Origin of the sequence: Azospirillum formosense (assembly GCF_040500525.1) — a bacterium.
GTDB classification, from domain to species: domain Bacteria; phylum Pseudomonadota; class Alphaproteobacteria; order Azospirillales; family Azospirillaceae; genus Azospirillum; species Azospirillum formosense_A.
Genome location: NZ_CP159404.1, coordinates 265,861 through 282,156, shown reverse-complemented (window position 1 = coordinate 282,156; position 16,296 = coordinate 265,861). Strand labels below are relative to the sequence as shown.

General features: G+C 71.8%; 18 protein-coding genes. 12 read left to right on the top strand and 6 right to left on the bottom strand.

Annotation, left to right across the window (positions count from 1 at the left end):
- Window positions 1-5 precede the first annotated feature (5 nt).
- The 3 genes from ABVN73_RS22095 to ABVN73_RS22085 are packed head-to-tail and all read right to left on the bottom strand — an operon-like array spanning window position 6 to window position 3,332.
- Window positions 6-1,655 carry a formylmethanofuran dehydrogenase subunit A gene (locus tag ABVN73_RS22095; RefSeq protein WP_353861343.1) on the bottom strand — a complete coding sequence of 550 codons (1,650 nt, stop codon included), beginning with the start codon at window positions 1,653-1,655 and terminating at the stop codon, window positions 6-8.
- On the bottom strand, window positions 1,649-2,950 hold the full coding sequence (locus ABVN73_RS22090) for a formylmethanofuran dehydrogenase (RefSeq protein WP_353861342.1): 1,302 nt from the start codon (window positions 2,948-2,950) through the stop codon (window positions 1,649-1,651). Before ABVN73_RS22090 ends, ABVN73_RS22095 begins: the two co-directional genes overlap by 7 nt.
- 4 nt (window positions 2,951-2,954) lie before the next feature.
- Window positions 2,955-3,332: a 4a-hydroxytetrahydrobiopterin dehydratase gene (locus ABVN73_RS22085; protein WP_353861341.1), complete on the bottom strand. Its 378-nt coding sequence runs from the start codon at window positions 3,330-3,332 to the stop codon at window positions 2,955-2,957.
- Window positions 3,333-3,465: 133 nt separating this feature from the next.
- Here ABVN73_RS22085 and ABVN73_RS22080 point away from each other — a divergent pair, with 133 nt between their 5' ends.
- The 7 genes from ABVN73_RS22080 to fae are packed head-to-tail and all read left to right on the top strand — an operon-like array spanning window position 3,466 to window position 9,860.
- Entirely contained in the window at window positions 3,466-4,461 is a 996-nt protein-coding gene (locus ABVN73_RS22080) for a beta-ribofuranosylaminobenzene 5'-phosphate synthase family protein (protein WP_353861340.1), read from the top strand.
- 33 nt (window positions 4,462-4,494) lie between these two features.
- On the top strand, window positions 4,495-5,391 hold the full coding sequence (locus ABVN73_RS22075; protein ID WP_353861339.1) for an NAD(P)-dependent methylenetetrahydromethanopterin dehydrogenase: 897 nt from the start codon (window positions 4,495-4,497) through the stop codon (window positions 5,389-5,391).
- A gap of 4 nt (window positions 5,392-5,395) precedes the next feature.
- The gene (locus ABVN73_RS22070; protein WP_353861338.1) at window positions 5,396-6,517 is read left to right on the top strand and encodes an ATP-grasp domain-containing protein; all 1,122 of its coding nucleotides are present in this window, start codon (window positions 5,396-5,398) and stop codon (window positions 6,515-6,517) included.
- Window positions 6,514-7,503: a methenyltetrahydromethanopterin cyclohydrolase gene (gene mch, locus ABVN73_RS22065; RefSeq protein ID WP_353861337.1), complete on the top strand. Its 990-nt coding sequence runs from the start codon at window positions 6,514-6,516 to the stop codon at window positions 7,501-7,503. The genes ABVN73_RS22070 and mch overlap by 4 nt, the downstream gene beginning before the upstream one ends.
- Window positions 7,493-8,380, top strand: a complete 888-nt coding sequence (locus ABVN73_RS22060) for a RimK family alpha-L-glutamate ligase (RefSeq protein WP_353861336.1) — start codon at window positions 7,493-7,495, stop codon at window positions 8,378-8,380. The genes mch and ABVN73_RS22060 overlap by 11 nt, the downstream gene beginning before the upstream one ends.
- Window positions 8,377-9,321, top strand: coding sequence for a triphosphoribosyl-dephospho-CoA synthase (locus ABVN73_RS22055; protein ID WP_353861335.1), 945 nt, complete (start codon window positions 8,377-8,379; stop codon window positions 9,319-9,321). The genes ABVN73_RS22060 and ABVN73_RS22055 overlap by 4 nt, the downstream gene beginning before the upstream one ends.
- Before the next feature lie 11 nt (window positions 9,322-9,332).
- The gene (fae, locus tag ABVN73_RS22050; protein ID WP_275945596.1) at window positions 9,333-9,860 is read left to right on the top strand and encodes a formaldehyde-activating enzyme; all 528 of its coding nucleotides are present in this window, start codon (window positions 9,333-9,335) and stop codon (window positions 9,858-9,860) included.
- 5 nt (window positions 9,861-9,865) lie between these two features.
- Here the strand turns inward: fae and ABVN73_RS22045 are convergent, their stop codons facing one another.
- A complete protein-coding gene (locus tag ABVN73_RS22045; RefSeq protein ID WP_353861334.1) occupies window positions 9,866-10,609 on the bottom strand; it encodes a HisA/HisF-related TIM barrel protein in 744 nt (247 codons plus the stop codon).
- Between ABVN73_RS22045 and ABVN73_RS22040 the strand changes: the two genes are divergently transcribed.
- The 4 genes from ABVN73_RS22040 to ABVN73_RS22025 are packed head-to-tail and all read left to right on the top strand — an operon-like array spanning window position 10,608 to window position 14,499.
- Window positions 10,608-11,597: an ATP-grasp domain-containing protein gene (locus ABVN73_RS22040; protein WP_353861333.1), complete on the top strand. Its 990-nt coding sequence runs from the start codon at window positions 10,608-10,610 to the stop codon at window positions 11,595-11,597. The genes ABVN73_RS22045 and ABVN73_RS22040 overlap by 2 nt on opposite strands.
- Before the next feature lie 3 nt (window positions 11,598-11,600).
- Window positions 11,601-12,698, top strand: coding sequence for a hydantoinase/oxoprolinase family protein (locus tag ABVN73_RS22035; RefSeq protein ID WP_353861332.1), 1,098 nt, complete (start codon window positions 11,601-11,603; stop codon window positions 12,696-12,698).
- Between the two features lie 21 nt (window positions 12,699-12,719).
- Window positions 12,720-13,679: a quinoprotein relay system zinc metallohydrolase 2 gene (locus ABVN73_RS22030; protein WP_353861331.1), complete on the top strand. Its 960-nt coding sequence runs from the start codon at window positions 12,720-12,722 to the stop codon at window positions 13,677-13,679.
- A 4-nt stretch (window positions 13,680-13,683) separates the two neighbouring features.
- Window positions 13,684-14,499, top strand: a complete 816-nt coding sequence (locus ABVN73_RS22025; RefSeq protein ID WP_353861330.1) for a quinoprotein dehydrogenase-associated SoxYZ-like carrier — start codon at window positions 13,684-13,686, stop codon at window positions 14,497-14,499.
- A 24-nt stretch (window positions 14,500-14,523) separates the two neighbouring features.
- On the opposite strand, the gene ABVN73_RS22020 is transcribed toward ABVN73_RS22025, so the two are convergent.
- Window positions 14,524-14,838, bottom strand: coding sequence for a hypothetical protein (locus ABVN73_RS22020; protein WP_353861329.1), 315 nt, complete (start codon window positions 14,836-14,838; stop codon window positions 14,524-14,526).
- A 313-nt stretch (window positions 14,839-15,151) separates the two neighbouring features.
- Between ABVN73_RS22020 and pqqA the strand changes: the two genes are divergently transcribed.
- Window positions 15,152-15,232: a pyrroloquinoline quinone precursor peptide PqqA gene (gene pqqA, locus ABVN73_RS22015; RefSeq protein ID WP_014242213.1), complete on the top strand. Its 81-nt coding sequence runs from the start codon at window positions 15,152-15,154 to the stop codon at window positions 15,230-15,232.
- Window positions 15,233-15,416: 184 nt separating this feature from the next.
- On the opposite strand, the gene ABVN73_RS22010 is transcribed toward pqqA, so the two are convergent.
- Window positions 15,417-16,205 (bottom strand): dihydrofolate reductase family protein, encoded by a 789-nt coding sequence (locus ABVN73_RS22010; protein WP_353861328.1) that lies wholly within the window; start codon window positions 16,203-16,205, stop codon window positions 15,417-15,419.
- Window positions 16,206-16,296: the final 91 nt, after the last annotated feature.

Below are 16,296 nucleotides of genomic sequence, written 5' to 3'. Positions count from 1 at the left end.
CCCCATCAAAATGCTCCGGGCTGGCAGGCGTGGCGGAGCAGCCCGTTGCCGCCGCGGATTTCCTCCTCCGCGATGCGGAACTGCGTCAACCGCTGGCCCATGCGCTCGTCGAAGCGGCGCGCCATCCAGGATTCGATCGTCGAATCGTAGGCGGGTTCCACCACATGCGTGCGCCCCTGGAGGAACGCCACCACCACGCCGTCGCGGACGATCAGCCGGCCGTCCTTGAAGACGAGGTCCGGCTTCTCGAACATGGCGCGGCGGTCCGGCCGGTCGGTGTAGACGGTGATGTCGGCGACCGCTCCCGACCCGAGATGGCCGCGGTCGGTCAGGCCCAGGATGCGCGCCGGCGCGGCACGGGTCATGGTGGCGATCTCGCCCAGCGAATACTCGCGCGTCAGCGACCCGAGGATGGTGTGTTCCGGCAACGCCGGGTGCAGGTCCGCCATCCGGGCGAGGCGGTGATCGCGGTCCATCAGCAGGCGGATCAGCTCGGGATAGCTGGTAAAGGGCGCGCCGTTGGGGTGGTCGGTGGTGAGGAAGATCCGCCAGGGGTCCTCGATCAGCAGGAATAGCTCCAGCCCGATCGCCCATTGCAGCGCGTTGACGAAGGCCTTGTCGCGGTAGCGGAAGGGCACGACGCCGCAGCCGGCGTCGCATTCGATGTCCATCATCACCCATTTCTTGGGATGGGCGAGCCCGGCGTTGTTCATCTGGGCCATGGTGTCGGCCGAGGCGGTCACCGTCTGGCCGAACATGATCTGCCCGACATCCACCGAGATGTTGGGACGGCGGTTGACCGCCTCGGCCACCCGCGCGGCGGCGGAGGAGAATTTCCGGTCGCCCTCCGCGCCGTAGGCGTGGAACTGGACGTGGGTGAGGTGGAGCCGCAGGCCGTCGACCGCCGCGATGCTGTCGAGCGTCGCCTCGACGTTGCCGGGAACACCCAGGTTGAAGCCGTGCAGATGCAGCGGATGCGGGATGCCCAGCCGCTGCACCGCCCCCGCCAGGGCGGTGAGGATGCGGCGCGGCGTGATGGCGTGGAAGGGGCCGGTCTCGTCCACGTCGAGGCGGCGCTGGTTGTACTTGAAGGCGTTGATTCCGCCGGGATTCACCGCCTTGACCGCGAGGCTGCGCGTGGCGTTCAGCATGAAGCCGACGTAATCGGCCACCGCCGCCTCACCGGCGCCGGAGGCGAGAAGCTCCAGCAGCAGGTCGTCGTTGCCCAGCACCAGATAGCCGCCGGTGTCGATCAATGGGATGTCCGCCATTTCCAGATGGGCGTGGCGGGCGTTGCTCGGCAGCATCGCCGGCTCGAAGGCCGCCGTGTAGCCCATCTGGGCGTAGCGGCAGCCGGTGGCGTGGGTGGAGGGGGTGGCGAGGCCGGCGCAACCGCAAGGCTCCTCCGCAGCCGCGCGGTGTTCCTCCGCCATCAGGAGGCGCGCGATGTTGACCTTGCCGCCGGCGATGTGGCTGTGGATGTCGATGGCGCCGGCCATCACGATCCGCCCGGACAGGTCGTGGACCTCGTCCGGCGCGGCGCCGGGGCCGGGATCGGCGACGATCCGCCCGTCCCGAAAGAACAGGTCGCCCACCGCGCCGTCGCGCCCGTTGGCCGGGTCGTAAAGGCGCGCCCCGGCGAGTTTCGTCAGCATGCGGGGGCCTCCTGCGGCAAGGCGGCGGCGATGGCCGTCAACACGGCCGCGACGTCCGGCAGACCACGGTCGATGAGGCCCCGCGCGCGCAGGGCGACCACCGTGTCGCTGCGGAAGACATGGGCCGCATGGTCGATGCCCGGCGTGCCGACCGGGATGACCACCGCCGGCTCGTCGGCGAAGACGGTTCCCGGCGGCGCCAGCGCGATGACGGTCTGCTCCGCCGGAAAGGCCGGCACCTCCGGCCGGAAGGCGGACACCCAGACGACGGCGTCCGACACCGCCGCATAGCGCGCCCAGGCGAAGCGGTGGGGATCGTGCAGCGGCGCCCCTCCGGCCAGCGACGTGCGCAGCGGCACCCCAAAGCGCCAGGTGCAGACCTGATTGACCCCAACCATGTTGTCGTGCCCGGCCAGCGGCAGACCGGCGCAGCGGGTGTGCCGGTTCACGTCGCGCACGAGCTGGACCAGCCGCTCCACCGTCAGGTCGGCGTGCGTCCCGTCGAAAGCGGCGGCGGCCCAGGCCACGACCGCGTAGCGTGCCTTCATCAACCGCTCCGCCAGGGCGGCGATGTCGCCGGCTGCAATGTTGGCGGCTCCCGAAGCGCGGAGCGGATCGACCAAAGCCGCAGCCAGCGCCGCCGCCGCGTCCCTGACGCTCGCCGGGTCGCCAGGCAGGACGGTAACGGGAAGCCCCGAGAGCGCGTCCCGCGTGCTGTCCAGCGGTTCGCCGCACAGGAAGACCACCTCCCGCGACGGCGGCGCCTGAAACGCCGGAGCGGGTGCCACCCAGCGCTCGAAGAGGCGCGGGTGGAGCGCCGCCGGGTCCGGTCCGGCCACCAGCAGCAGGTCGCAGCGGTTGCGCAGCTCGGCCAGGGTCGTCGCGATCCAGCCCGTGCGCTGGAGCACCGCCAGATTTCGGTACAGCCCGTCGGACAGCACGTGATCGACCACCGCGCCCAGCCGTTCGGCGAGCGCCAGGGCGGCCCGCGCCCCATCGACGTCGGTGCCGAGCCCGGCCACCAGGGGCGCCTGCGCCGCCGCCAGCACCGCCGCGGCGGCCTCCACCGCCTCCGCCAGCGGCACCGCGACGCCCGCGACGCGCGGAGGTTCGGCCGCCGGTGTTCGGGAAAAGCGCTCGCGCGCCACCGGGCAGTCGGTGGAGCGCACCGCCAGCGTCGACGGCGGCTCCTCCTCGACGGTCAGGTCGTCGCAGCCGAGGCCGCAGAACGGGCACACGACGTCGCGATGGACGACGGGGCGGACGGCATCGGGAATTGGCCGGTCGCTCGCCATGCCGTCAGTCGTATTTGATGTAGGCGAAGCGGGGATCGTCCTTGGGCGTTCCCTCCAAAGCGCCGCCGTCACGAGCGGGCTGCCAGTGGATGACCTCCTCGATCTTGCGGGCGAGGTCGAAATCCTTGTCGGTGATTCCCTTGGCCGAGTGGGTTTTCAGCCGCACCTCGACCCAGGCGTAGGACGCGGTGAGGTCCGGGTGGTGCCACGCGGCTTCGGCCAGATGGCCGACCGTGTTGATCACCATCAGGGTGCCCTTCCAACTGTTCGTCTTGTACTTCCGCCGAATCCAGCCGTCCTCGAACCGCCACCGCGGCAATATTTGCTGCAGCCGCTCAACGATTTCCGTATCGGAATAGGTGGTTTCCTGAACCGCGGTCATGTCTTCCTCCCCGAAGTGACCGAACAGTCCTCACCCCGAAGAGGTATATACTATTGGATCGGGGTCTTTTTTTAATGCAAGATTATCATGACCAAAAGAACGACGCAACTTTCCTTAAGCGAGTGAGGTCCTCATGCCACTCGGCGTCGATGAAGTCAGGGAGCTGCGGGTCACGGCCCCCGCGCGCCTGCATCTGGGATTTCTCGACATGAACGGCGGCCTGGGCCGCCGCTTCGGCAGTTTGGGCCTGACGCTTGACGGAATGACGACCACCCTCCGCGCGCGCCCGTCCGACCGCCTCTGCGCGAGCGGCCCGTCGGCGGAGCGCGCGCTGAAGGCCGCGCGGGCGGTCTGCGACCGCTTCCGCTGGCCGGCCCGCGCCGAACTGACGGTGGAGGAGGCCATTCCCGAACATGTCGGGCTGGGCTCCGGCACCCAGCTCGGTCTGGCGGTCGGCACCGCGCTCGCGCATCTGCACGGCCGGCCCTCGACGGTCCGCCGCCTCGCCGCGGAGCTGGAGCGCGGCGCCCGCTCCGGCATCGGGATCGGCGCCTTCGAGAAGGGCGGCGTGATCCTCGACGGTGGCCGCGGGCCGGACGACGCGCCGCCGCCCATCGTCGCACGCCTGCCCTTTCCGGACTCCTGGCGCGTCCTGCTGATATTGCACCGCGACGGCCAGGGGTTGCACGGCACCGCCGAGCTGCAGGCCTTCAAGGCGCTGCCGCCCTTTCCGGCGGAGCGGGCCGGGCATCTGTGCCGCCTGATCGTCATGGCGGCCCTGCCGGCGCTGATCGAGGGCGACGCCGACCGTTTCGGGCGGGCGGTGGGCGAACTGCAGCGCACGGTGGGCGACCATTTCGCTCCGGTCCAGGGCGGGCGCTTCACCAGCCCGCTGGTGGCCGAGGCGCTGGCATGGCTGGAGGCGGAGGGCATTCCCGGCGTCGGGCAGACGTCCTGGGGACCGACCGGCTTCGCCATCGTCGGCGACGCCCGGCGGGCCGAGGGCCTGCTGGCGGAGGCGCGGCGCCGCTGGGCGGGGTCCGCGCTGGACTTCCATCTGGCCCGTGGCCGCAACGACGGCGCGACGCTGGAATCCACCACCGGCCGGGTGGCGCTGCGGGCCTCCTGACCCCCCACACCCGAGCAAAGCGGGAGGCGCGCCATGGCGGCACCCTATGTTCTGCACATGCTGACGCCGCTGAAGCACGTCAGCGCCTTCGACGTCAACATGGCGGCGGACGCCGGCATGGGGCCGCTGTTCCCCTACACCGGCGTCGCGCTGGAGGAGATCGCCGGCATCACCCAGGACGCGATGTTCTCCCGCGATCCGGCGAACGCGGCGCGCACCGGCCTGTTCATCGGCGGGCGCGACGCCGTGCTGGCGCTCGACATGATGGACGCCGCCCGCAAGGCCATGTTCGCGCCCTTCACCATCTCGGTCATGGCCGATCCGTCGGGCGCCTTCACGACCTCCGGCGCCATGGTCGCCGTCGTCGAGCGCGCCCTGCGCCGCAGCCACCCGGACGGCATCAAGGGGCTGACCCTCAAGGTCTTCGGCGGGACCGGCGTGGTCGGCGGGATCACTGCGGTGATCGCGGCGCTGGCCGGCGCGCGCGTCACCCTGGTCAGCCACCGCGGCCTGTCGGGCGTCGAGCCCAAGGCCGCCGAGTTCCGCCGCCGGTTCGGGGTGGAACTCGCCTGCGCCGACGCGCCCGACGACGCGGCGCGGGAGGCGCTGCTCGCCGATGCCGAGGTGGTGTTCGGCTGCGGGCGGGCCGGCGTGCAGATCCTGTCGGCGCGCAACCTCGCCGCGGCGGGCCGCCTGCTGGTCGCGGCGGACATCAACGCGGTGCCGCCGTCCGGCATCGAAGGGGTCGGTGCCAAGGACAACGGCACGCCGCTCCCCGGCGGGCGCGGCGTCGGCGTCGGCGCGCTGGCGGTCGGCGCCGTCAAGTTCCGGGTGCAGCACGCCCTGCTGACGCGCCTCGCCGCGGCGAAGACGGCGGTGTATCTGGATTTCTGCGATGCCTACGACGCCGCCCGTCAGATCGCCGGCTGAACGGGTGGCGGAACGTCCGGACATCGTCGTCGCCGCCCTGTCGGCGCGGGCGCTCGCCGCCGCCGCCCGCCGCGCCGGCCGGCGGCCGGCGGCCGTCGACCTGTTCGGCGATCTGGACACCGGACAGCTCGCCGAGCCTAGTCTGCGGCTGCGGTTGCCCTCCGACGCCCTGCGCCTGGAATCCGGCCCTCTACGGGATGCGCTGGCGCGGATCGATCTGCGCGGTCTGCCTTTGGTCTACGGCGCCGGCTTCGAAGAGGATCCGGCGCTTCTGGCGCGCCTCGCGGCGGACCGTCCCCTGATGGGCAACCGGCCCGAGGTGGTGGCGCGCGTCAAGGACCCGTTCCGCTTCGCCGCCACCCTGGCCCGGCTCGGCTTTCCCCATCCCCCGGTCGCGCCGGCCTGGGACGGATCGCCCGGCGACCATCTGTTGAAGCGGATCGGCGGCAGCGGCGGCGCGCACATCGCACCCGCGACGGCGGCGCAGGCCAAGCCGGGCTGGTACGTCCAGCGCCGCGTCGCCGGCCACGCCGTGTCGGTGCTTTTCCTCGCGGACGGCGAGCGCGCCGTCGTCGTCGGCTTGAGCCGGCAATGGACGGCGCCGACCCCGGACAGCCCCTACCGCTACGGCGGGGCGGCCGGGCCTTGGCGCTGCCCGGAGCGCTGGACCCGGACCTTGCCTGCCCTGGTCGGCCGCCTCGCGGCGGCGTTCGAGCTGGTCGGGCTGAACAGCGCCGATGTTCTGGTGACCGGTTCGGACTTCCATCTGTTGGAGATCAACCCGCGCCCCGGCGCGACGCTGGACGTCTTCGACCGCCCGCCGCTGCCGCCCTTGCTCGGCCTCCATCTGGACGCCTGCGCCGGGCGCCTGCCCGACCGCCTTCCGGCCTTGCCGGGAAGCCGGGCGGCCGCGGTGCTCTACGCCGGCGCCCCCACCCGGATCGAGGCGGGGCTGCGCTGGCCGGCCTGGACCGCCGACCGGCCGGCGGCGCCGACCGTCATCGGGCGCGGCGAGCCGGTCTGCACGGTGTTCGGCGACGGACCCAGCGCCGCCGCGGCGCGACGCCGCGCCGAGCGGCGGCAACGCGAACTGGCGGCCCTCGCCGCGATGGAGATGCAGCCATGACCACGGAAACGCCGTCCGATCCGCGCCCGAGCCTTGCCGCCCTGTCCGCGCCGCTGGTCGAACAGCTGGTGGCCGATGCCGCGGTGCTTCGCCTCGGCATCGAGAGGGTCGGGGGCGCCCGCGTCGTCGATGCCGGCATCGGCCATCCCGGCGGGCTGGAGGCCGGGCGGCGCATCGCCGAACTGTGCATGGGCGGCCTTGGCCGGGTGGCGTTCGGCCCGGTGCCCGGTCCGCCGTCCTGGCCGTTCGGCGTCACCGTCCACAGCGCGCAGCCGGTCCTCGCCTGCCTCGGCAGCCAATACGCCGGCTGGAGCCTCAGCCACGGCAGCGGCAAGGGCTCCTTCTTCGCGCTGGGCTCCGGCCCCGGCCGCGCGCTGGCCCGGCAGGAGGCTCTGTTCGACGAGCTGGCCTACCGCGACAGCGCCGACGCGGCGGTCTTCGTCATGGAGGCGACGGCGCTGCCGCCCGCCGAGCTGGTCGCCCACATCGCCACGACCTGCGGCATCGCCGCGGAGCGGCTGACCCTGGTCCTCACCCCGACGCAGAGCCTCGCCGGGACCACCCAGGTGGTGGCCCGCGTGCTGGAGGTCGCCCTGCACAAGCTGCACGCCCTCGGCTTCCCGCTCGACCGCGTCGTCGACGGCATCGGCATGGCGCCTCTGCCGCCGCCGGGTGGCGGCTTCCTCACCGCCATGGGCCGGACCAACGACGCGATCCTCTATGGCGGCACGGTCCATCTTCACGTCGCCGGCCCGGACGACGCGGCGGAGGATCTGGCGCGCCGCCTGCCCTCCGCCGCGTCGCGGGACCACGGACGCCCCTTCGCGGAAGTCTTCGCCGCGGTGAAGGGGGATTTCTACGCCATCGACTCCATGCTGTTCAGCCCGGCGCGCGTGACGGTCACCGCCCTGGACAGCGGACGCAGCTTCCACGGCGGCACCCTGGCGCCGGACCTCGTGGAGCGCTCGTTCCGCGATGTCCGGTGAGCGCGCCGCCCTGATCCTCACCGAGCGGCCCGACTGGCACACGCCGCGGCTGGTCCGGGCCATCGAGGCGCGTGGCCTGCCCTGCCGCTGCGTCGCACCGCGGCGCTGCGGGATCGCCGTCGGCCACACGGCGACGGGTCTGCTGATCCCCGGCTTCGAGGACACGCTGCCGGCGGGCGTGTTCGTCCGCGCGATCGGCCAGGGCAGCTTCGAGCAGGTGACGCTGCGCCTCGGCGTGCTCCACGCGTTGCGCGACCTCGGGGTGCCGGTCCACAACGACGCGCGGGCCATCGAGCGCTGCGTGGACAAGAGCATGACCAGCCTCCTGCTCTCCCGCGCCGGCCTGCCCACCCCGGCGGCCCTCGCCGTGCAGGAGGCCGAACCGGCCCGGCGCCTCCTGGACCGCGCGCCCGGCCAGGTTCTGAAACCGCTGTTCGGCGCGCAGGGGCGCGGCCTGCAACGGTTGGACGGGCCCGACGCGCTGCCCGACCCCGACGCGCTCGGCGGCGTCTACTATCTGCAGCCCTTCATCCCCCCGCGGACCGAGGGGGCGTGGCGGGACCGCCGCGTCTTCGTGGTCGGAGGGCGGGCGGTCGCCGCGATGACCCGGCACGGCCGGAGCTGGATCACCAACGTCCATCAGGGGGCGGTGTGCGAGGCCGCACCCGCCGACGACGAGGCCGCCGCGCTCGCGGTCCGCGCCGCGGTTGCGGTCGGCGCGGGCTATGCCGGCGTGGACCTGATCCAGGACCGTGCGGATCGCTGGCTGGTGCTGGAGGTCAACAGCATGCCGGCATGGCAGGGCCTGCAGCGGGTCAGCGCGGTGGACATCGCCGACGCGCTGGCCGCCGACTTCGTGGAGCGGGTCGGCTCATGATCGGCGGACCCGCGATCGACTGGGCGCCGATCCCTCCCGATCCCGCGTCCGGCGTGACCGGCGCCTACCGCGCCGCCTGCCATCTCGAACTGCGCGCGCTGAAGCCCGGCAACGTCCACATCCACGCTGAGGGACACGGCATGACCGTCGCCCAGTTCCTCGCCAGCGCCGAGACGACCGCGCCCATCCTCGCGCGGCCGGGCCTGGGCGTCGGGGAGCGGCTGCACGCCGCCGTCGTTGCCACGCGAGAAGCGGTCGGCTGCAACACCAACCTCGGCATCCTGCTGCTGGCCGCACCACTGGCCCAGGCCGCGCTGATGCCCGGAAACGCCCCCTTGCGCGACCGTTTGGGCCATGTCCTCGCCAGCCTGACGGTGGCCGACGCGGAACTGGCCTTCCAGGCGATCGCGCTGGCCGAACCCGCCGGGCTGGGCCGCGTGGAGGGGGCGGACGTGCACGCCCCGGCGCGGGTGACCCTGCTCGACGCCATGCGGGAGGCGCAGGACCGCGACACCATCGCCCGGCAATACGCGACGGGCTTCGCGGACATCTTCGACACCGGCGTGCCGAGCCTGCGGCGATGGCTGGACGCCGGGGCGGATTTCGAGCAGGCGACGGAAATGATTTATGTCGAATTCCTCGCCACCCTGCCCGACAGCCATGTCATCCGAAAATACGGGCGGGAGCGTTCTGAATGGTTACGCGCGCGGGCTTCGGAATTGAGGGAAAACATGGGCGCGGATCGTGCATTCACGCTAACGCGATCGCGCTTGGCGGAAATGGACCGGGACCTCAAATACAATGGCGTCAACCCGGGAACGACCGCGGATATTGTGGTGGGTTGCCTCCTTGCGTTCTGGCTCATGCAATCGCCGCAGCCGCCCGTCATAACGGATGCTCTTCGACAAGACGCGCTCGGCGAAGGGCGCCGGCAACGTTAGGGAGAAAGGACATGCCGATGTGGGGAGGACAGTCCACGAAGATCAACCGCGTGCTCGTCGGCGAGTCGCTGGTCGGTGATGGGAACGAGGTCGCCCACATCGACCTGATCATGGGGCCGCGCGGCAGCGCCGTGGAAACGGCCTTCTGCAACGCGCTGACCAACAACAAGGACGGCTTCACCGCCCTGCTCGCCGTCGTGGCGCCCAACCTGATGTGCAAGCCCGCGACCATCCTGTTCAACAAGGTCACCATCAAAGGCGCGGAGCAGGCGGTGCAGATGTTCGGGCCCGCCCAGCACGCCGTCGCCAAGGCCGTGGCCGACTGCGTGTCGGAAGGCACCATCCCGCAGGACGAGATCGACAACATCTTCATCTGCGTCGGCGTCTTCATCCACTGGGAGGCCAAGGACAACGCCAAGATCCAGGACTACAACTACCGCGCCACCAAGGAGGCCATCGAGCGCGCGGTCGCCAGCTTCCCGAGCGCACAGGACCTGATGAACCAGAAGGACAAGGTGAAGCATCCCTTCGCCGCGTGACCGGCTCATCGGGACAGGGCAGCCAGTTCCGCGCCGCCGATGCGGCCGTCGTGCAGCGCCGTCGCCACCAGGGCGCCGGCGCCGCCGCGCGCCGCGAGAGTCCGGAGATCGTCGCCGTCGCGCACCCCGCCGGCGGCGAACAGGCTGGCCTGCGGCTTGGCCCGGCCGATCTCGGCGAGACGGCTCCAGTCCGGCCCCTCCCCCGACCCGACGCGGGCCAGGGTCATGATGATGATCCGTTGCGGCCACAGGTCGGGACGGTCCGGCAGGTCCGGCGGCCCGACAAAGCGGTCTCGGAAATCGAGCGACAGGATCACCCGCTCCCACACCGGATCAGCCCTCAGCGCGAGCAGCGGCGCCAGCCCCTCCAGGCTCTCGCTGCCGAGCACGGCGTCGCCGAGCCCCGACGCGGCGAAGCCGCGCACCGCGTCGGCGCTGCGGAACCCGGCATCGACCCAGAATCCGACCTCCGGAAAGGCCGCCTTCAGCCGCGCCAGCGCCGGCCGGTTGTCGCCGCTGCCCTGGATGGCGTCGAGGTCGGCGGCATAGACCACCCGGAAGGGATGCAGGCGGAGCAGACCGCCGACCACCGCCACCGGGTCGTTGCCGGCGCACAGCGAGGAGCGCAGCGGCGGGTAGCGGCCGCGGTCGCCGCGGCGGGCGTGCACCACGCCGCCCTCCTTCAGGTCGATCACCGGAACGACGTGGAGCATCTCGCCCTCCCCCGGCTGCATGGTGACAGACGGCATGCGCATCCTGGTCTGTGAATTCGTGACCGGCGGCGGCATGCCGCCGGACGATCCGATCCCCGCCAGCCTCGCCCACGAGGGCGACCTGATGCTCCACGCCCTGCTGGCCGACCTGCTGGAGGTGCCGGGGGTGGAGGCAACGGTCACCCGCGACGCCCGCCTTCCGCCGCTCGCGGCCCCCGTGCGCAGCATAACCATCACCGACCCGCGCGAGTCCTGGGCGCTTTGGGAGGACCTCGCTCGGCGGGCGGACGGCGTCTGGCCGATCGCCCCGGAGACGGACGGCGCGCTGGAGCGCTTCAGCCGCATGGTCGAGGCCACCGGGCGCCGCCTGCTCAACAGCCGCGCCGAAGCGGTGGCGGTCGCATCCAGCAAGGCGGCGACGGCGGCCGTGCTGGCGGCGGCCGGCCTGCCCGTCGTTCCGGGCCGGCGGGTCGGCACGGACGATCCGCCGGGCGGCGGCCCCTGGGTGGTCAAGCCCGACGACGGGGCCGGCTGCATCGACACCCGGCTGATCCGCGACCACACCGAGTGGCGGAATTGGCTGGGAGGAGCGGACCGCAGCGGCTTCGTGGTGCAGCCCTTCCAGCCCGGCATCCCAGCCAGCCTGTCGATGCTCTGCCGCGACGGGCGGGCCTGGCCGCTGACCGCCAACCGCCAGGATGTGTCCCTGGCCGGCGACATCTTCTCCTACGGCGGCGGGATCGTCGGCGGGTTGGCGCTGTCGCCCGCCCTCCGCGACATCGCTCGGGGCGTCGCGGCGGCGCTGCCCGGCCTGTTCGGGTGCGTGGGCGTGGATATCGTCATCGGCCCGGAGGGGCCGACGATCATCGAGGTCAACCCGCGCCTCACCACCTCCTCGGTGGGGTTGCGGCGCGCGACGGGGCTGAACGTCGCCGCGGCGGTGCTGGATCTGGCGCGCGACCCGCCGGTCCCGCCGCCACCGGTGGCGCGCATCGAACCGGTCCTTCTGACGCTGGAGGGGTGAGGCATGGATGGCGGCGCGTTGATCGGATTGGACATCGGCGGGGCGCACCTGAAGGCCGCCCTGTTCGACGAAACGGGAACGCTCCGGGACCTCGACCAATGGCCCTGTCCGCTCTGGTTGGGCCTCGACCGGCTGGAGCAGGCCGTGGCGGCGGTGATCGCCCGCTGGGGTCCGCCGGAGCGGGTCGCCGCGACGATGACCGGGGAGCTGGCGGACCTGTTCGACGACCGCGCGGACGGCGTGCGCCGCATCGCCGCCACGATGCGCTCCGCCCTGCCGGCCACGGCGCTCACCCTCTTTGCCGGCCCCCGCGGGCTGGTGCCGGTCGACGCCGTGCCGGACTGCGCGGAGGCGGTGGCTTCCGCCAACTGGTACGCCACCGCGCTGCTGGCCGCGGCGGGCGGTGACGGCGTCCTGCTGGACGTCGGCAGCACCACGGCCGACATCGTCCCGCTCATCGGCGGCGTCCCGCGCCACGCCGGCTATTCCGACGCGGAGCGGCTGGACAGCGGCGAATTGGTCTACACGGGCGTCGTGCGCACCCCGGTCATGGCGGTCGCCGACTGCGTCCCTTACAGCGGGCGCCGGCGCGCGCTGATGGCGGAGCTGTTCGCGACCATGGCCGACGTGCACCGCCTGACCGGGTCCCTTCCGGAGGGCGCCGACCAGCACGCCACGGCGGACGGGAGGGATCGCGGCATCACGGCCAGCGCGCGGCGTCTGCTGCGGATGGTCGGCGACGACCTGGAGCCGGACAGCCTTCCGAAGGCCCGGCGCCTCGCCCATCATCTCGCGGAACGCCAGCTCCGCCGGATCGACGACGCGCTCGACCTCGTGCTGTCGCGGGGCCGGACGGCGGATTCCCTTCCGCTCGTCGGCGCCGGGGTCGGCCGGTTCCTGGTGCGGCGTCTGGCCGAGCGCCGGGGATCGCCCTACCGGGACTTCGAGGCCCATCTGCCGGTACCGCCGGCCTTGCGCGAGCGCGTGGGATGGTACGCCCCCGCCGTCAGTGTCGGCTGGCTGGCCGCCGAGGGTGCGCCGCACAAACACCTTTGCCCGGTTGCCGCGCCAGCCGGCGGGGTTTCATACTCGCCCGATTGAACACAAGAGCAGGACCGGACGATGGCTGCTGCGGCCACGTTCCTCCGACCGTCCGCGCGCGCGGCGCTGGCCGGTGTCTGGCTGTCCGTCTGGCTGTTTGGGGCGGCGGCCCCGGCGACGGCCGATCCCCTGCCCGTGTTCGAGGTCGCTCCCGGCGTGTTCGTGCACGCCGGGCGTCACGAGGAGACCGACGCGGCCAACGGCGGCGACATCGCCAACTGCGGGTTCATCGTGGGCAACGAGGCCGTCGCGGTGATCGACAGCGGCGGGTCTCCGGCCCTTGGCCACCGCCTGCGTGAGGCGATCCGGGTCCACACCGACCGTCCCATCCGCTACGTCGTCAACACCCACATGCACCCGGACCATGCGCTGGGAAACGCGGCCTTCCTGCCCGACCGGCCGGACTTCGTCGCGCATGTCCGTTTCCAGCCCGCCCTGGCGGCGCGCCTGGACCACTACCGGCAGGCGTTCGACGACGCGGTCGGGGCCGCCGCCGCCGCGGAGGTCCGGCTCATTGCGCCGACCGTCGCGGTCACCGACCGCCTGGAGTTGGATCTGGGCGGACGCGTGCTCGACCTCGTGGCGTGGCCGGTGGCCCACACCGACAACGACCTGACGGTGATCGACCGGCAGACCAGGACGCTGTGGGCCGGGGACCTGCTGTTCATGGAGCGGGCGCCGGCCATCGACGGCTCCGTCCTCGGCTGGCTGCGCACCCTCGACGCCCTGGCGGCCGAACCGGCAACGCGCGTGGTTCCCGGTCACGGCCCGCCTTCCGCTCCCTGGCCGGACGCCTCGGTGGACCTGCGCCGCTACCTGAACGGTGTGGTGGAGGGCGTCCGCAAGGTCCAGGCCGCCCACGGCACCATCCAGCAGGCGGTCGACACGGTCGCCGCCGACGAGGCGCCGCGCTGGCGCCTGTTCGACTCCTACAACCCGCGCAACGTGACGGCGGCCTTCGCCGAACTGGAATGGGAATGACGCCATGACCACACCGCACCGGATCATCCTCGCGCTGTCGGGCGCCGCCTGTCTGTGTCTGAGCAGCGCGGGCGCTCCGGCGGCCTCGCCGCAGGAGGAGCGTTGGGACCTGCTGCGCGACATGTATTTCTCGGGCCGCACGGTCGAGGACGCCGGTCCGCTCCTCAGCCTGGAGGCGCCGACACGGGCCAACGACGCGGCGGTCGTGCCCATCCGGATCGTGACGGCGCCGGGCAACGGCGTCGCGGTGACCGCGGTCCATCTCATCGTCGATGAAAATCCGGTGCCGATGGCCGCGACCTTCCGCTTTCCCCACGGCGACAGCCCGCAGGCGATCGACACCCGTCTGCGGGTCAACGCCTACACCAACATCACCGCCGTCGCCGAGACCAGCGACGGGCGGCTGCTTCGCACCTCCCGGTTCGTCAAGGCATCCGGGGGATGCTCCGCCCCGGCCCTGAAGAACGCCCAGCTCGCCGTCGCCCGCATGGGCAAGATGAAGCTGAACCTGCCCGACAGCATCACCGCCGGGAAGCCGCTGACCGCGCAGTTGCTGATCAGCCACCCCAACTACACCGGCATGCAGTACGACCAGCTCAACTACTATTTCATCCCCGCCCACTACGTGAAAACCGTCGCCATCCGCTACAACGGGGAACCGGTGCTGGACGTGCAATCGGACATCTCGTTGAGCGAGGACCCCAGCATCCACTTTTCCCTGGTGCCGGAGGAGCAGGGCACGCTGGAGGTCACCGCCGAGGATTCGAACGGCCGGGTCTTCCAGGAGAGTTGGCCGATCCGCGCCAATTCCGGCTCTTGAAGGCCGCCCGCGCCGCCGGCCCGGTCAGAAGCATTTCAGATCGGCGGCGACCTGGGCCTGCCGGAACTCGTTCAGCAGGTCCTTGATCCACCCGACGTCGCGCATCAGCGCGGCGCGCTCGCCGGGGGCCTCCTGCATGCCCCGCGCGGTCTCCACCGCCACATAGCTGTCGTAGGGAAAATGCGCCGCGATCTCGTCGATGCTGCAGGAGCATTTGCGCACGACATCCGGCCCCTGGCCGTTGGACAGCATGCAGCCGAGAACATAATCGACGCGGGCGTAGGTGGGGTAGCCGTCCTCGGCCCGCGCCGCCCCGCAACCGATCAGAATCGCGAACAACGCAACCGCAACACCATTCCTCGTCATCGGGTCGGGTCCTTGCTGGCCTGTCCGAAGAAGCGCGTCGTCATGGTGTGACGATCAAGCGCGCCGTCTCAAGCACGCATTCGGGGACTGCTCCGGGATCGACCCGGACTTCGACACGGGAACCAAATAAATGCGCCCGACCTTCACCACAAAAACTCCATACGCATTTTCCGTTCCGCTACCCGTTCGGAGGATGGCCGCGCCGGGATTGGACCGGTAGGCTTCCCCAAGAGGACTCGGCCGAGAACGGCCCCGTTCATCCATTTGAAAATCGAGGGAGCGCACCATGAAGACTTGGCGCAAACCGAAAATCCGCGTGATCGCCGTCGGCACCGAGATCAACGCCTACGCCTGCGCGCAGCTCTGACGGCTTGGCCACGGCGAAGCCGTGTGCCCCATCATGCCCGACCACCGCCTTTCCGGCGGGCAGCGGCTTGCGTCGTATCCGCTGCCCGCCCGCCTGTGCCAGCCAGGCATCCGTTCCCGCCAAGCCGCCGCGCAGGGCGGGCAAGGCCCCCGGGTCAGGACCCGCCTGAGCCTGGGCAGCGGGCTCACGCCGGACGCAACGGCTCGAACCGGGCGAACCATTGGCCCGCGCCATCCGGTGCTGCGGCGTCGTAATGCAGCGTGCACAGGCGCAGACGGCCGGCGCCCTCCAGCCGTGGCCCCGTCGCCATGGTGTGAAAACTCTCTCCCCCCACCACACGGTGGGTGATGGTGAGGTAGAGCCGCGACAGCGCCCCATCCCGCAGCATGGTGGACAGCATGCGGGGACCGGTCAGCAGATACACGCTGCGAAAGCCGAGCCTGCCGAGTTCGCGGACCAGCGGGGCCCCCTCCACCGCGTCCCCCTCTCCGGCGACGAGCACCGGGACGCCGCGCGCCCGCAGCGCATCGACCCGGTCAGGCGGGGCCTGCCGACCCGTCGCGACCAGAACGCGCCGCTTTTCGCGGATAAGGGAGTCCGGTATCGGAAAGTCGAGGCTGGCGCTGGCGATCACGACGGCGGGTTGCGGGGACAGGCCGTTCTCCCGCCTCCAATCCGCCAGATCGCGGTCCATGGTCCGCGTCCCGATCTGCAGCACGTCGTCCAGCCGGCCGGCCGCGAGGTCGCGCAGGTAGCCGCCATGCGTGACCAGACAGTCGGCCTGGGCCTCCAGTTCGAGGAACAGGCGGAAGTCGCTCTCGCTGGTGATCTCGACCGGAAGGCGGCTGGCTCCGCTGACGGGGTCCGACACGGCGATGCGCCCGTCGAGGCTGCCGACGAAGCTCGCATAGACGAACGGCGCCGCGGCGCTGCCCAAGCGGTGGAGCGCGTCGGCCAGACAGAGCCCCGCCAACGCGACGTCTTCGGGCGGTCCCGGAAATAGCCTCACCACACGCGCAGCCATGAGCAAGGATAGCACCGCCGTTTCGGCGACCAACAGCGCG

Excerpts from the sequence above, each read along its gene's own strand:
- ABVN73_RS22095 (WP_353861343.1), bottom strand. The coding sequence starts at position 1,655 with ATGCTGACGAAACTCGCCGGGGCGCGCCTTTACGACCCGGCCAACGGG.
- ABVN73_RS22090 (WP_353861342.1), bottom strand. The coding sequence starts at position 2,950 with ATGGCGAGCGACCGGCCAATTCCCGATGCCGTCCGCCCCGTCGTCCAT.
- ABVN73_RS22085 (WP_353861341.1), bottom strand. The coding sequence starts at position 3,332 with ATGACCGCGGTTCAGGAAACCACCTATTCCGATACGGAAATCGTTGAG.
- ABVN73_RS22080 (WP_353861340.1), top strand. The coding sequence starts at position 3,466 with ATGCCACTCGGCGTCGATGAAGTCAGGGAGCTGCGGGTCACGGCCCCC.
- ABVN73_RS22075 (WP_353861339.1), top strand. The coding sequence starts at position 4,495 with ATGGCGGCACCCTATGTTCTGCACATGCTGACGCCGCTGAAGCACGTC.
- mch (WP_353861337.1), top strand. The coding sequence starts at position 6,514 with ATGACCACGGAAACGCCGTCCGATCCGCGCCCGAGCCTTGCCGCCCTG.
- ABVN73_RS22060 (WP_353861336.1), top strand. The coding sequence starts at position 7,493 with ATGTCCGGTGAGCGCGCCGCCCTGATCCTCACCGAGCGGCCCGACTGG.
- ABVN73_RS22055 (WP_353861335.1), top strand. The coding sequence starts at position 8,377 with ATGATCGGCGGACCCGCGATCGACTGGGCGCCGATCCCTCCCGATCCC.
- fae (WP_275945596.1), top strand. The coding sequence starts at position 9,333 with ATGCCGATGTGGGGAGGACAGTCCACGAAGATCAACCGCGTGCTCGTC.
- ABVN73_RS22040 (WP_353861333.1), top strand. The coding sequence starts at position 10,608 with ATGCGCATCCTGGTCTGTGAATTCGTGACCGGCGGCGGCATGCCGCCG.
- ABVN73_RS22045 (WP_353861334.1), bottom strand. The coding sequence starts at position 10,609 with ATGCCGTCTGTCACCATGCAGCCGGGGGAGGGCGAGATGCTCCACGTC.
- ABVN73_RS22035 (WP_353861332.1), top strand. The coding sequence starts at position 11,601 with ATGGATGGCGGCGCGTTGATCGGATTGGACATCGGCGGGGCGCACCTG.
- ABVN73_RS22030 (WP_353861331.1), top strand. The coding sequence starts at position 12,720 with ATGGCTGCTGCGGCCACGTTCCTCCGACCGTCCGCGCGCGCGGCGCTG.
- ABVN73_RS22025 (WP_353861330.1), top strand. The coding sequence starts at position 13,684 with ATGACCACACCGCACCGGATCATCCTCGCGCTGTCGGGCGCCGCCTGT.
- pqqA (WP_014242213.1), top strand. The coding sequence starts at position 15,152 with ATGAAGACTTGGCGCAAACCGAAAATCCGCGTGATCGCCGTCGGCACC.